Here is an 11,817-nt window from a genome sequence, read left to right as displayed (position 1 = left end):
TACCCGCGCCGTGCGGGCTTGGTGGGGGAGCTAGCTCCCCAACAGCTCGCCGGCCCGGATGCGCGCGGCCATGTCGTCGGACTCGGCCCGGTAAGCCGTCCCGTCGGGCAGCTCGATCACCGGCAGGTACTTCTGGCCGCTGAGCGCGACGATGTCGGGCCGCTTGCCCTTGCCGTAGCCGTGCTTGACCACCTCGTAGTCGATGCCCTGCTCGTCGAGCGCGCGCTGGACCTTCCAGCACGCGTCCATGTCGGTGTGCAGGAACGTGTAGGAGCAGCGGTGGAGCTTCACGGTCGCCATGAACGCGACCCTACGCGAAACCTGCTGGGGCTCGCGCCGAACTTGGCGTGGAAGGAGCGGCTGAAGTGGGCCGCGCTGCTGAAGCCCCACCGGGTGGCGATGTCGAGCACCGGCTCGTCGCTCTGCCCGAGGTTCTCGCGCGCACGCTCGAGGCGGCGGTCCTTGATGGTGCTGCGCACGCCGTCGCCGGCGTAGAGCCGGTTGAGATAGCTGCGCGAGATGTAGTGCGCGCGGGCGATCGCCTCGGGGTCGAGCGCCGGGTCACCCAGGTGGCGGTCGATGTAGGCGTCGATGCTGTCGCGCAGCGTCGGCGCCGGTGGCGACAGCGCTCCCAGCAGGTCGACAAGCGCCTCGGCCAGGTGGTCGCGGGTGTGGGCGTCGAAGGCGTCGCCGTCGAGGCCGGCGTGCACGTGCGTGAGGTAGCCCGCGACGACCGCGCCGATCGAGGTCGTGCCGGGCAGCGTCTGGGCGGTGGAGCGGCACAGACGCTCGGCGTGGGGCCCGACCACGCGCCGGGGGACGTGGACGACGAGCGCCTCGAAGCGCGTGCGGCCGGCCACGATGTAGGGCCGCGAGGACTGCCAGGTCGTCAGCTGCCCGGGATGCACCAGGCAGGCGCGCCCGTCCTGGCTGACCGCGCAGGTGCCGCGCAGCTGCAGCATCAGCGAGACGAGCTCCGGGTCGCCCTGGCGGATGAGGCGCTCCGTGCGCACGGCGGCGGACGGGTCGGCGGCCATGTGGTCCAGCTCCACGGGGCCGACGCTGTGGCGCTCCAGGCGCGCCGAGAACGGGCGCGGCGTGTCGCGCCGGACCTCCAGCGGCTCGAAGACCTGCGACGAGACCTCCGCCCAGGCGGCGAATCCGTCGTCCGGTGCCATCTGCGCGGTATCGATCACCACGCTCACGCGGCGCTCCTCTCTCTCGCGCCGAACTGTAGATGGACGGGCAAGCCGGTGTGGCCGCGCGGTCATGCGGGCCCGCCCGGCTCGGCGTACCGTCGCATTCGTGCCCATTCCCGTGACCCACGTCGGGAGCCTGGTCCGCCCCGACGACCTGATCGCCTTCCTGCGGGCCATCGACGCCGGCGAGCCGGTGGACGAGGCCGCCTACGAGGCCTGCCTGACCTCCAGCGTGCGCGACGTCGTGCGCCGGCAGCTGGAGGCCGGCGTCGACATCGTCAGCGACGGCGAGTACGGCAAGTCGTCGTGGAACTACTACGTCTACCGCCGGCTGGGCGGCTTCGAGCTGCGCCCCGCGCCGCAGGTGCGCATGAACGCGGTCACCGAGGAGTCCCGCGCAGAGGACCCGACGATCGCCACCGACTGGGCCCGTTTCCCGGAGTTCTACGCCCACTACTTCGCCGCCGAGCAGGGCGACTACGAGGAGCCGGGCGGCGTCTGGGTCTGCACGAGCGACGTGACGTACACCGGCCAGGACGCGATCGCGCGCGACATCCGCAATCTGCGCGACGCGATGGACGCCGAGGGCGCGACCGACGGCTTCCTCCCGGTCGTCGCCCCGGCGTCCTGCTTCCCGACGCTCGTCGACGAGCACTACGGCTCCGAGGAGGCGGCGCTGATGGGCGTGGCCGAGGCGCTGCGCGAGGAGTACCGGGCGATCGTCGACGCCGGCCTGTCCGTGCAGGTCGACGACGCCTTCATCCCGTTCATGTACGACGTCCTCGTGCCCCCGGGCACCATGGACGACTACCTGGCCTGGGCCCGCCCGCGCATCGCCGCGGTCAACCACGCGCTGGAGGGCCTGCCGGAGGACAAGGTCCGCTACCACGTCTGCTGGGGCTCCTGGAACGGCCCGCACACGAACGACATCCCGCTGCGCGACGTGCTCGAGCTCGTCTTCTCGGTCAACGCCGGGACGTATCTCTTCGAGGCGGCCAACCCGGCCCACGAGCACGAGTGGCGCGTGTGGCAGGACGTCGCGCTGCCCGCCGGCAAGAAGCTCGCACCGGGCGTCATCTCCCACGCGACGAACGTCGTCGAGCACCCGGAGCTGGTGGCCGAGCGCCTGGAGCGCATCGCGCGGCTGGTCGGCGCCGAGAACGTGTTGGCCTCGACCGACTGCGGGTTCGCCCAGGGCCCGTACCTGCGCCGCGTGCATCCGACGATCCAGTGGGCCAAGCTCGAGGCGCTGGCCGAGGGCGCCGCGCTGGCCTCGCGCGCCCTGGCCCCTACGTCGTCTTGATCAGGCCGCCGTCGATGACGAACTGCGCGCCCGTCACGTTCTGACTGCGCGGCGAGGCCAGCAGCGCCACGAGCGTCGCCACCTCGCGCGGGTGGGTGAAGCGGCCGGACGGGATGCCGCCCATGCCGGCGACGATCTGCGCGCGCGCCTCGTCGATGCTCACGCCGGACGCCTTGGCCGCGGTGGCCGCGACGCCGTTGGGCCCGAGCCACAGGTCGGTCTCCACCGGCCCGGGCGAGATCGAGTTGATGCGGATCCCCTTCGGTCCCAGCTCCTGCGAGAGCGACTTGGCCAGGTTGACGCCCGCGGCCTTGGCCGCCCCGTAGTCGATCACGCCGCCGTCGGGCTCGTAGAACGCGTTGACCGAGGCGACGTTGACGATCGTCCCCTCCCCGCGCGGCAGCATGTCGGCCACCGCCGCCCGCGTGGCCCGCAACATCGAGAAGAAGTTGATCTCCATCGAGGCCTGGAAGTCGGCGTCGCTGACCGCCAGGAAGCCTTCGAGGCGCAATGGCGCCCGTCCGACGTTGTTGACCAGCACGTCGACGCGCCCGTGCTGCTGCACCGCCGTGGCGATCAGCGCGGCCGGCCCGTCGGCCGAGCCGAGATCGACGGCGACACCGGTCACGTGCTCCAGCTCGGCCAGCGCGTCGACGTTGCGCGCGCCGGCCACGACCTCCATGCCCTCGGCCACGAGCTCCTCGACGATCGCCAGCCCGATGCCCTTGCTGGCCCCGGTGACGACGGCGACCTTCCCTGCCAGTTCCAAGTCCATGGCGCGAACCTACGCCATCGCGGGCCTCGCGCCGACGCGACGCGCTACGGCTGGCTGGACCGGAGGATCTTCTCCATGGACTTCCCGCGGGCCAGCTCGTCGATCAGCTTGTCGAGGTAGCGGATCTCCCGCATGGTCGGCTCCTCGACCTCCTCCACCCGCACACCGCAGACGACCCCACGGATCAGCTCGCGTGCCGGATTCGGTGTGGGCGCCTGCGTGAGGAACGTCTCGACATCGGTCTGCGCCTCCAGCTGCGCGTCGAGCTCGGCCTGGGTGTAGCCCGTCAGCCAGCCGATGATCTCGTCGACCTCGGCCTTCGTGCGGCCCTTGCGCTCCGCCTTGGCCACGTAGTGGGGGTACACGCTCGCGAAGCTCGTGGTGTAGATCCGGTGCTTGGTTGGGCTCACGGACGAGATCCTGCCAGAACGAGAAAACCCCGCCGGAGCGGGGCTTTCGTGAGGTGGGCGATACTGGGCTCGAACCAGTGACCTCCGCCTTGTCGAGGCGGCGCTCTCCCAGCTGAGCTAATCGCCCTCAGCTGTGGCGCAGTAGGGTAGCAACGCGGCGCGGGGACCGCCGCGGAAGGGTCTCGGGGCGGCGGGCGATAGCCTGAGGCGCCCAACCTGGCGACGTGGCGGAGTGGCTACGCAGCGGCCTGCAAAGCCGTGTACACCGGTTCGATTCCGGTCGTCGCCTTATCGGGTGTTGCGGGGGTGGTGGTCGGGGGGTAGCCCCTGTAGGAGAAGCCGTGCACGCTGACGGCGATCTCGTCGAGGGTGGGCCGGTCGACGTAGGTCGTGGCGGTGGTGGAGACGTCTTGGTGGCCGAGGAGGGCCTGGGCGGCGCGTAGGCCGGCGTATTTGGCGACGTGGTCTCCGTAGGCGTGTCGGAGCAGGTGCGGGTGGACGTGCGCATGGATGCCGGCGCGTTGGGCGAGTTCGACGACGTTGCTCCAGATGGCGCGGGCGCTGGCGGGCCGCTTGCGGTTGAGCTTCCATCGGGTGTTGTGCGGCGGGTCGGCCGGGTAGCGGTTGGGGATGACGTGTTCGTCGTCGGCGAGTTCGGCGCGGATCTCGTCGACGATCGGGGCGAGTTCGGGCAGGACGGGTGCCCAGCGTTCGCGTCGGCCTTTGGCGATGTCGGCGCTGAACCAGACCCAGCCGGGGCGCGCGAAGTGGCGGCCTTGGAGGCCGCGGAGTTCTTGGTTGCGGGCGCCGGCGAGGACGCCGAGGTGTATGAGCCAGCGTTCGCGTTGGTCGCTCATGCTGGTGTCCATGAGCTGGATGACCTCGAGGCGGTTGAGGCGGTAGACGGTGGTGGCGCGCTTCTTGGCGCGGCGGACTTGGCGGGCGGGGTTGTCTTTGCGGATGCCTTCTTCCATGGCCCAGTCGTAGAAGCTGACGAGCACGGCGTGCGCGACGCGCTGGGTGTTGGGGTGGTCCCAGCGGCGGAGGGTCTTCTTGACGTCGTCGCGGCCGGTCTTGGCGGGGTCGCGGTTGTTGACGTCTTGGGCGTGCGCTTCGAGGCGGCTGCGGTAGCTGGTCTCGGTGCCGGTGCTGTTGATGCGGCCGTAGGTGCGCTGGTCGGCGAGGTAGCGGTCGATGGCGACGACGAATCTCATGCGCCGCCGCCTGGAGTCATCGCGTGCGCGCTCGCGCGAGGGGTCCTGTTGCGCGTTTGCCCGACTCCTGACTCCACCCCGCCGTTTTCCCTGTTGGAATCGGCGTTCACGGTGAAGTCACCGTATCGCTGCCCGCTGATTCCGTGACTCTGTCGGCTAGTCATCTGCGGCCGCCTCGAGGATGATCGCGGGGCCGCGGTAGTAGCGGGCGGTGGTGCGCTTGCGGTCCTTGCCGCTGCCTGAGGAGTTGTACTGGATCGCGGCGGCCTTGAAGCCGAGATCGGTGAGCGCGGTGCGCAGATCGCTGGCGCTGACGACCTCGCTGTACTCGCGCTTGAGCCAGCGCGACAGGTTCTCCGCGTGCACGTAGATGTCGCCGTCGCGCGTGAACGGCTCGCGCAGCGCGGCCGCGCCGTCAGGGTCGTTGGTCGAGATGCCTGCGACGTACTGATCGAGCCAGTCGAGGAGGCGGTCGGCGAGCGCCTCGTGCGGGGCTTCCTCGACGTCGATCGCGTGTAGAAAGAGCGCGCCGATGGCGGTGCGCCAGTCGGCGGGCTTGCACGGCAGGACGACGCTGCCGATGGTGACGGCCATGACCTTGGCGAGCTCGGCCTGGGACCAGAGCGTCTTGATGGTGCCGACGCGGACCTTGGTGCCGTCGTCCATGTGGAAGGTGAAGGTGGCGGTCTGCGGGTCGCGGCCGCGTTGGGTGACGACGCCGATCGGCGGCAGCCCGGTGAGGGTGCTGAACTCCTCGAGGACCTCGGCGCGCAGCTCGCTCATGCGACTGTCTCGGCGTTGCGCAGGTCGATCGCGTCGAGCGCGTTGCGGACGTCGTCGGCGCTGCAGGCGACGATGGCGATGCCACCGGCGCGTTCCACCTGGCGCATCTCGTGCGCCTGCAGGGGCTGGACGCGGCCGCCGGGCTGCTTGTACTCGATGGTGAGGCCGACGCCCTGGTAGATGACGACGCGGTCGGGGGTGCCGCGCCGGCCGGTGACGGTGCCGTGCACGTTGATGAACCAGGCGCCGCGGCGGCGGAGCTCGCGGTCGCAGGTCTGGGCGAGGTTGGTCTCCATCAGGCGGGGTCCTTCTTGAGGCGGGGCGGCAGGCAGGGCTGCAGGATGGTCTGGGCGCGGTGCTCGTCACCGACGGCGAGGGTGACCGCGGCGAGCGCCTTGCGGTAGCTGACGCGAACGTCGGGGTTGCGCTTGCGTTGGCCTTGGCGGCGGCGCAGGGCGTCACCGTTACGCGGGCGCGAGGGGTTGGTCTGGTTGCGCACCGCTTCGAGGCTGAGGCGGATCTCGATGCCGGCGTCCTGGGCGGCCGCGGCGACCTTGCGGCGCTGGGCGCGCTGACGGCAGCGGTCACGCAGGTTGTACTTCGATCCGGGCGAGGCGGGCTTGCCGCACAGGCAGGCGCACTTGCCCGCGGCGGTGGCGGCGTCCTGGTCGGCGGCGAGCTGCTCGAGCGCGCTCACGCGGCGGCCGCCTCGAGGTCGAAGAGGACGGTCTGGCGGCGGGCGGCGCGCAGCTGCCCGAGTCGCGGGCTGGTGATCAGCCACAACAGCAGCGGGGCGTCGCCCTTGCTGCTGTTGCACTGCAGGCAGGCGCCGGTGAGGTTCTCCCACTCTCCCCCGCCGCCGGCGGCGAACGGCACGATGTGGTCGGGCTGCATGTGCCCGTCCGAGGGCGCCCCGCAGTAGGAGCACGGGTCGCGGGCGAGCATGACCTCGTAGAGCAGGGCGGCGTCGTCGCTGTCGCGGAACCGGGCGCTGAAGCCGCGGTAGGCCGGCGGGTCGAAGCTGGGCTGCAGGCGGTCGTCGAGGAAGACGCCCTGGCGCGGCGTCATGCGGTGCAGGCGCTGGCGGTAGGCCTTCCAGGAGCGGCGCGCCTTCACGCGGCGCTGGCACTCGGGGTCGGCGCAGTACAGCCGGGCCGGGCCGGTGCTGGGGAACGCGAACGACCGGCCGCAGCCGCGGCACGTTCCGGCGCGATTGGCTGTTGCTACGGCGGTCACGCGGCGACCGCCTCGAGGTCGGCGGTGAGCAGCTGCAGCGGCACGTGCTCGGCGCCGGCCCCGTTGAGGATGGTGACCTTGTGGCGGGCGCGGGTGAGCGCGACGTAGATCATCCGGATGATCTGGTCGCGGCCGGCGCCTCCGGGGTGCCAGCCGCTCCACATGCCGGTGCGGCTGAGGTCGGGGAACACATAGACGCTGTCGGCCTCGCCGCCCTTGACGGAGTTGTGCACCACGGCGCCCCCGCTGACGTAGTAGTGGTGCGGCGGGACGTCGAGCCCGTACACCGGCCCGGCGTACGGCTCGAAGCTCGCCGTGGCGGGCATTGCGATCGTCGAGCGCGCGGCTCCCGAATGGGTCGCCATGGCGACGCGGCCGCTGAGCGGGACGAGGTTCGCGGCCTCGGTCACGAACCAGCCGCGGAGGTTGCGCTTCGACTTGCCGTCCTCGTCGACGCCGCGCTGGTAGAGCGGCCACGCAGGGTCCATGCCCATGTCCCGTAGCGCCTTGACCGCTCGCGGCGCAACATCGCCGGCGGTTGCCGAGTGGACGGCGTGCAGCGCGGCGCTGTCGAGGGCCCGGGTCTTCGCAGCTTCGAACGTCAGACCGGGGATGCCCCAACGGGACTGCACGTAGGCCTCTGCGGCGAGGGCGCTGCGGCGATCGTCGTGCACGCTGAGGATCCAACCCGCATCCGCCTGCTCGGTCGCGAGGCGTCCGCTGACACCGCCGGACCGATACGGCCGATGGGCGGAGGTGCAGATGCCGACGCGCCACCAGTCGCCGCGACGCATCATGTACACGACCCAGCGCTCGCAGAACTGTTCCTCGTCAAACCGGGCCAGCACGCGGTGGTTCGGGGTCACCCGGGTCTTGCTGGCGGCCGTGACGATGGTGACCAGGTCGCCCTTGAAGGGTCGCACGCTGCGCTGGAAGGTGTAGCCGCGCGTATTCGGATGGGTGCCCGCGCCGAGGACGCTGTTCGTTCCGCGGTGGTAGCCGACGAGACGATCATCCTCGCGGAGCTCGGCGATCGGGACGGGCCCGCGCTTGGTTGAGACGAGCTCGTCCGGCGGTGAGCAGTGGATGGTGCCGATGACGACCTTGGGCTTGTCGAGCAGCACGCCGGGTCGGCTGGGGTTGCGGCGCAGGACCTCGAGCGGGTAGTCGAGGCTCTTGCGCTTGGACGCGAGGAGGTTGTCGGCCCACCAGTCGTAGTTGAGGCGGAACACCGGGTGGCGGAGGCTGGCGCCGCCGAGCAGGGTCATGAGCGTCTCGGTCGGGACCTCCTGGTCGGCGAGGCTTTCGCCGAAGCGGTCGGGCCGGCACTTCTCGGCGATCGACTCCTTGGCGCCGCGGGCGAGGACGCCGCGCGCCTGGAGCGGCTCGGTGAAGAGGCGGAGGTCGTCCCAGGTCCACAGGCGTGACTGCTCGGGCCCCCAGACGCGCTCGTCGGGGCGCAGGAACGCCAGTAGCCGGTTGGCGGCGCGCATCGGGTTCCAGGCGCCCTGCTTGACGCGGTAGGGGTTGTGGAACGGGATGCCTTCGCGGCGCAGGACCTTCAGCACCGGGGCGAGCATGTAGCCGCAGCTGGTGAGGACCATCACGGTGCGCCCGGCGTCGAGGTCTTCGCGGATGGCGGGGATGAGCCGTTCGGGGTGGTGGAGCGTTGCCGTGTGGCGGAGGGTCTCCCCCGGCTGGTCGGTGGGCTGGTAGGCGCGGACGATGTCGGGGCCGAGCTGGTTGACCCAGCGGACGGCGATGTCGTGCACGGCGCGCGGGACGCGGTAGCTGCGGTCCAGGACGCGTTCGCCGGCGAGCGGCATGTTGGTGAGCGCGTCGGGGTCTGAGCCGCGCCAGGCGTAGAGGGCCTGGCAGGGGTCGCCGACGACGACGGTGGTGTCGGTGTGCTCGGACCATTTGAGGGCGAGGTCGAGCTCGAGGCGGCTGAAGTCCTGGGCCTCGTCTAGGAGGAGGACGCGCGGGTTGGCGGGGTGGCGGGGTACGTCGTGCAGGCAGCGTTCGATGAGGTCGGTGAAGTCGAGGAGCTCGTGGCCGGCTTTCCAGTCGGTCCAGGTGTCGTGGTAGTCGCGCTGCAGGGGCGTCCACAGGTTGGTGGGGGTGCGCCGGGCCCGGTGGTTCATGACCTGGGCGTGGAGGTCGTCGCCGGCGCCTTGGCCGCCGTCGAGGTCGATGGTGTCCTCGAGCTGGTCGCGGGCGCCGCCGCTGAGGGCGAGGTGCGGGTGGGCGGTGTTCCAGGCGCGGATGCTTTCGGGGGTCTCGGCGAGCTTGGGCCGGTCGAGGGCGCGGAAGCAGTGGGCGTGCATGGTGCCGACGAGGTCGTCGGGGATGCCGGTGTCGCGCCCGCCGATCTCGGCGGCGGCGGTGCGGGTGAGGCTGGCGATTGCGACGCTGCTCGGGGAGTGTTCTTGGGCGGCGCGCTTGGCTTGGCGGGCGAGGTAGGTCGTTTTGCCGGTGCCGGGGGGCCCGTGGATGAGGAACATCTTGGAGCGGGACTCCGCCTGGCTGGTCGCACCGGTCATCCGGGGAAGCCTCCGAGGTCGTTGAAGCCGCAGTGGGGGCATGCGACGCCTGTGTTGCTGACGAATAGGCGGCAGCTGCCGCAGCGGGGTTGCTGGCCGTGCCGGCCGCGCGGCTGCCGGCGGATGCGTCGGTCTTCGGCTTCGAGGTAGGCGTTGTCGACGTGCTCTTCGGCTTCTTCGGTGGGGTGCGCGTGGAGTTCGGCGATGGCGGTGTCGACCTGGGCGCTTAGTTGGGCCATGTACTGCTGGTCGGTCTGGGCGGCGGCGCGGATCCGGGCGATGGCGAGGGTGAGGGCTTGGCCCATCAGAACGGCTCGGTTTCGGGGAGTGGGTTTCGGGGTGCGCGTTCGGCGAGGGCGAGCTGTAGGCGGGTTTTGATGAGTTCGGCTTCGTAGCGGGTCTCGGGTCGTTCGGCGTCGAGGAGTTCGATGGCGAGTTCGGCGATGGTGCGCCATTGGCCGCGGCTGACGGGGAGCTGGGTGCTCCATTGGTCGCGTGCGCTGGTGGTGCTAGCCGCGCCCATTGGGCTTCTCCTCGGTCATAGCGGCGGGCAGGTCAGTCTCGGCCGGGCTCCAAAGTCGTGGCTGGGTCGACGCGCGGATGTAGAGCGGATGCCGTGGGTGGCCGTCCTTCGTCAGCCCGAGTACGTACACGTCCCGGTCTCGCAGCGGACCCCAGAACATCGCCTTCTCGCGGTTGACGTAGGTGCCGCGGTTCGGGTTGGCGCCCCACGCGGCGACGATCAGCCCGAGGTTGCCGCCCTGGAGGATCGCCCAGAGGTGGTCCTCGTTCTCCCGGCCGATCGGGTCCGCCTCGTCGTCCAGTGCAGTCGGGTCGGTGGCGCGGTAGGCGTAGAGGTTCCACACGACCAGGCCGCCGTAGCCCCAGGAGCGGGCGAATCCGATGCACCGGCGGATCGTCGGGTCGTCCTGCAGCGCGTCGGCGGTCGACGGGTTGAGCATGAGGAACAGGACGAACGGCCCGTCGCCCCAGCTGCGCCCGAGCGTGTAGCGGTAGACGCCGTCGTCCGAGAGCGTGGCGGCCTTCCGGATCTCACCCGTGCCCGTGAAGAGCGTCTCGCTCATCCTGCTGCCTCGTTTCGGCTCTTGGCGAGCGCGACGGCGCGGGCGCGCAGGTCATCGGCAGTCTCCGTGTCGCCGGCCAGCGCGGAGTCCGCGCGATCGAGCGCCTGGACCGCCAGCATCTGCCACTCGTCGCGCTCGGCGAGGAGCGTCTCGTAGTCGTCACGCAGCACGACCTCGTGCATCGTGACCGTGGTCAGGTCGTCCTCGTACTCTCCGGGCTCCGGGTAGCCGCGTGGGTCCTGGATGATCGTGACGTACCGCCGGGCGCTCATCCTCGTGGCTCCTGCGTGCTGGATGCATCGCACTCGCGCGCCAGCGCCCGGAGCAGTGCGTCGTAGGCGTCCTGCGCGAGCGGTGTCATCTCGGTGAGCGGCAGGTCCTCCGCTCGCCCTTCGTTGAAGCCGGACTCCAGCAAGATGATCGTTGGCGGGTTGTGCGTGTAGGACGGCACGTGGTCGGCAACGACCTGCTCGAGGACCGTGGAAGCGAAGTCGCCGCTGGACTCGGTAACGAACAACGTCGCGCGATCCATGATCGTCACGCGGCTGTAGATGCTCTTGGGGAGATCCGGCGGAGAGGTCACGATGCGTAGCCCCCTCGCCCCTGTGCTTGGGACTCCTCCAGCTCGTAGTCGTACTGCTCGCTGAAGGTCGTCGCGCCCAACCGCTCGGCGTGCTTCACGATCTTGTCGTGGCGCTCCACGGCGTCAGGGCCGGGCTTGATCGTGATGCTGATGCTGTAGGCCAGCGCGGAGTCGTCAGTGGGCGGCACGGATCGCCTCCAGCATCTGCCGCTTCTCGGCCTCGATCTTCTTCTGGTCGATGCCGAAGTACTCGGCGAGGGCGTCCTGGATGTTGACCGGCTGGAAGTTCTGGATGGCTGTGCCGTTCCACGCCCGCGTGCCGGCGTCGCGCAGCTCGCAGAGGGTCCATCGGCCGCAGTCCAGGAACTCGCCGATCTCCTGCGAGACGTCGGAGATCGCCTGGAGCTTCTCGTGCTCGGGGTACTGCGTCAGCACGGTTTCGTTGGAAGGTGTCGCGCTCACGCGGCGGCCTCGCGAGCGTCCGGCGCGGCGACGACCAGGCCGTGGTGCTGGATCCAGTCCTCGGTGATGTCGAGGCGCCGGCCGCCGGCGATGAGGACGGCACCCTTGTCGCGGGTGACGGTGAGCGTCGTCACCGGATCCTCTGACAGCGTGACGGTCGATTCGATACCGCCGGTGAGCTCGAGGATGTCGCGGGTGGCGAGCACACGGGCTCGCAGCTGATC

General features: G+C 70.6%; 18 protein-coding genes, 2 tRNA genes and 1 pseudogene. 2 read left to right on the top strand and 19 right to left on the bottom strand.

Translation table 11 applies throughout. The features are described 5' to 3' along the window. Positions 1–30: 30 nt before the first annotated feature. Positions 31–300: a glutathione S-transferase N-terminal domain-containing protein gene (locus ACZ5UI_RS05085; protein WP_464194878.1), complete on the bottom strand. Its 270-nt coding sequence runs from the start codon at positions 298–300 to the stop codon at positions 31–33. Then, positions 288–1,205: an AraC-like ligand-binding domain-containing protein gene (locus ACZ5UI_RS05080; protein ID WP_464194876.1), complete on the bottom strand. Its 918-nt coding sequence runs from the start codon at positions 1,203–1,205 to the stop codon at positions 288–290. The genes ACZ5UI_RS05085 and ACZ5UI_RS05080 overlap by 13 nt, the downstream gene beginning before the upstream one ends. A 100-nt stretch (positions 1,206–1,305) precedes the next feature. Here ACZ5UI_RS05080 and ACZ5UI_RS05075 point away from each other — a divergent pair, with 100 nt between their 5' ends. Continuing rightward, complete coding sequence (locus ACZ5UI_RS05075) at positions 1,306–2,502, top strand: cobalamin-independent methionine synthase II family protein (protein ID WP_464194874.1); 1,197 nt, start codon at positions 1,306–1,308, stop codon at positions 2,500–2,502. Here ACZ5UI_RS05075 and ACZ5UI_RS05070 read toward each other — a convergent pair. The 3 genes from ACZ5UI_RS05070 to ACZ5UI_RS05060 all read right to left on the bottom strand — a co-directional run bounded on the left by ACZ5UI_RS05070 (position 2,489) and on the right by ACZ5UI_RS05060 (position 3,814). Next, positions 2,489–3,277: an SDR family NAD(P)-dependent oxidoreductase gene (locus ACZ5UI_RS05070; protein ID WP_464194872.1), complete on the bottom strand. Its 789-nt coding sequence runs from the start codon at positions 3,275–3,277 to the stop codon at positions 2,489–2,491. The two genes, ACZ5UI_RS05075 and ACZ5UI_RS05070, sit on opposite strands and share 14 nt — an antisense overlap. 44 nt (positions 3,278–3,321) lie before the next feature. Beyond that, a complete protein-coding gene (locus ACZ5UI_RS05065) occupies positions 3,322–3,687 on the bottom strand; it encodes a DUF2200 domain-containing protein (RefSeq protein ID WP_464194870.1) in 366 nt (121 codons plus the stop codon). Between the two features lie 54 nt (positions 3,688–3,741). Next, positions 3,742–3,814, bottom strand: a tRNA-Val gene (locus ACZ5UI_RS05060). Between the two features lie 91 nt (positions 3,815–3,905). Here ACZ5UI_RS05060 and ACZ5UI_RS05055 point away from each other — a divergent pair. Continuing rightward, positions 3,906–3,976, top strand: a tRNA-Cys gene (locus tag ACZ5UI_RS05055). A gap of 148 nt (positions 3,977–4,124) precedes the next feature. Here the strand turns inward: ACZ5UI_RS05055 and ACZ5UI_RS05050 are convergent. From ACZ5UI_RS05050 to ACZ5UI_RS04985, 14 genes and pseudogenes are all read right to left on the bottom strand, one after another. Further along, a pseudogene (locus tag ACZ5UI_RS05050) lies at positions 4,125–4,544 on the bottom strand (tyrosine-type recombinase/integrase); the annotation flags it as partial. Between the two features lie 513 nt (positions 4,545–5,057). After that, positions 5,058–5,684 (bottom strand): hypothetical protein, encoded by a 627-nt coding sequence (locus tag ACZ5UI_RS05045; protein ID WP_464194868.1) that lies wholly within the window; start codon positions 5,682–5,684, stop codon positions 5,058–5,060. Continuing rightward, entirely contained in the window at positions 5,681–5,980 is a 300-nt protein-coding gene (locus ACZ5UI_RS05040) for a VRR-NUC domain-containing protein (protein WP_464194865.1), read from the bottom strand. The genes ACZ5UI_RS05045 and ACZ5UI_RS05040 overlap by 4 nt, the downstream gene beginning before the upstream one ends. Further along, on the bottom strand, positions 5,980–6,381 hold the full coding sequence (locus tag ACZ5UI_RS05035; RefSeq protein ID WP_464194863.1) for a hypothetical protein: 402 nt from the start codon (positions 6,379–6,381) through the stop codon (positions 5,980–5,982). Before ACZ5UI_RS05035 ends, ACZ5UI_RS05040 begins: the two co-directional genes overlap by 1 nt. After that, the gene (locus tag ACZ5UI_RS05030) at positions 6,378–6,920 is read right to left on the bottom strand and encodes an HNH endonuclease (RefSeq protein WP_464194861.1); all 543 of its coding nucleotides are present in this window, start codon (positions 6,918–6,920) and stop codon (positions 6,378–6,380) included. The genes ACZ5UI_RS05035 and ACZ5UI_RS05030 overlap by 4 nt, the downstream gene beginning before the upstream one ends. Then, on the bottom strand, positions 6,917–9,463 hold the full coding sequence (locus ACZ5UI_RS05025) for a UvrD-helicase domain-containing protein (protein ID WP_464194859.1): 2,547 nt from the start codon (positions 9,461–9,463) through the stop codon (positions 6,917–6,919). Before ACZ5UI_RS05025 ends, ACZ5UI_RS05030 begins: the two co-directional genes overlap by 4 nt. Further along, a complete protein-coding gene (locus ACZ5UI_RS05020) occupies positions 9,460–9,768 on the bottom strand; it encodes a hypothetical protein (protein ID WP_464194857.1) in 309 nt (102 codons plus the stop codon). Before ACZ5UI_RS05020 ends, ACZ5UI_RS05025 begins: the two co-directional genes overlap by 4 nt. Then, positions 9,768–9,986: a hypothetical protein gene (locus ACZ5UI_RS05015; protein ID WP_464194855.1), complete on the bottom strand. Its 219-nt coding sequence runs from the start codon at positions 9,984–9,986 to the stop codon at positions 9,768–9,770. Before ACZ5UI_RS05015 ends, ACZ5UI_RS05020 begins: the two co-directional genes overlap by 1 nt. Further along, positions 9,973–10,548 (bottom strand): DUF1643 domain-containing protein, encoded by a 576-nt coding sequence (locus ACZ5UI_RS05010; protein ID WP_464194853.1) that lies wholly within the window; start codon positions 10,546–10,548, stop codon positions 9,973–9,975. Before ACZ5UI_RS05010 ends, ACZ5UI_RS05015 begins: the two co-directional genes overlap by 14 nt. Continuing rightward, positions 10,545–10,820, bottom strand: a complete 276-nt coding sequence (locus tag ACZ5UI_RS05005; RefSeq protein ID WP_464194851.1) for a hypothetical protein — start codon at positions 10,818–10,820, stop codon at positions 10,545–10,547. The genes ACZ5UI_RS05010 and ACZ5UI_RS05005 overlap by 4 nt, the downstream gene beginning before the upstream one ends. Then, entirely contained in the window at positions 10,817–11,131 is a 315-nt protein-coding gene (locus ACZ5UI_RS05000; RefSeq protein WP_464194849.1) for a hypothetical protein, read from the bottom strand. Before ACZ5UI_RS05000 ends, ACZ5UI_RS05005 begins: the two co-directional genes overlap by 4 nt. Then, the gene (locus tag ACZ5UI_RS04995; protein ID WP_464194847.1) at positions 11,128–11,319 is read right to left on the bottom strand and encodes a hypothetical protein; all 192 of its coding nucleotides are present in this window, start codon (positions 11,317–11,319) and stop codon (positions 11,128–11,130) included. Before ACZ5UI_RS04995 ends, ACZ5UI_RS05000 begins: the two co-directional genes overlap by 4 nt. Continuing rightward, a complete protein-coding gene (locus tag ACZ5UI_RS04990; RefSeq protein ID WP_464194845.1) occupies positions 11,306–11,593 on the bottom strand; it encodes a hypothetical protein in 288 nt (95 codons plus the stop codon). Before ACZ5UI_RS04990 ends, ACZ5UI_RS04995 begins: the two co-directional genes overlap by 14 nt. After that, the gene (locus ACZ5UI_RS04985; RefSeq protein ID WP_464194843.1) at positions 11,590–11,799 is read right to left on the bottom strand and encodes a hypothetical protein; all 210 of its coding nucleotides are present in this window, start codon (positions 11,797–11,799) and stop codon (positions 11,590–11,592) included. The genes ACZ5UI_RS04990 and ACZ5UI_RS04985 overlap by 4 nt, the downstream gene beginning before the upstream one ends. Positions 11,800–11,817 lie beyond the last annotated feature (18 nt).

The organism is Conexibacter sp. JCM 18997 (assembly GCF_055391915.1).
This window is presented reverse-complemented; position numbering and strand designations above follow the sequence as displayed.

Bases quoted from the DNA above. Each gene is read 5' to 3' on its own strand.
- ACZ5UI_RS05040 (WP_464194865.1), bottom strand. From the start codon at position 5,980: ATGGAGACCAACCTCGCCCAGACCTGCGACCGCGAGCTCCGCCGCCGC.
- ACZ5UI_RS05005 (WP_464194851.1), bottom strand. From the start codon at position 10,820: ATGAGCGCCCGGCGGTACGTCACGATCATCCAGGACCCACGCGGCTAC.
- ACZ5UI_RS05020 (WP_464194857.1), bottom strand. From the start codon at position 9,768: ATGGGCCAAGCCCTCACCCTCGCCATCGCCCGGATCCGCGCCGCCGCC.
- ACZ5UI_RS05070 (WP_464194872.1), bottom strand. From the start codon at position 3,277: ATGGACTTGGAACTGGCAGGGAAGGTCGCCGTCGTCACCGGGGCCAGC.
- ACZ5UI_RS05025 (WP_464194859.1), bottom strand. From the start codon at position 9,463: ATGACCGGTGCGACCAGCCAGGCGGAGTCCCGCTCCAAGATGTTCCTC.
- ACZ5UI_RS05010 (WP_464194853.1), bottom strand. From the start codon at position 10,548: ATGAGCGAGACGCTCTTCACGGGCACGGGTGAGATCCGGAAGGCCGCC.
- ACZ5UI_RS05085 (WP_464194878.1), bottom strand. From the start codon at position 300: ATGGCGACCGTGAAGCTCCACCGCTGCTCCTACACGTTCCTGCACACC.
- ACZ5UI_RS05015 (WP_464194855.1), bottom strand. From the start codon at position 9,986: ATGGGCGCGGCTAGCACCACCAGCGCACGCGACCAATGGAGCACCCAG.
- ACZ5UI_RS05045 (WP_464194868.1), bottom strand. From the start codon at position 5,684: ATGAGCGAGCTGCGCGCCGAGGTCCTCGAGGAGTTCAGCACCCTCACC.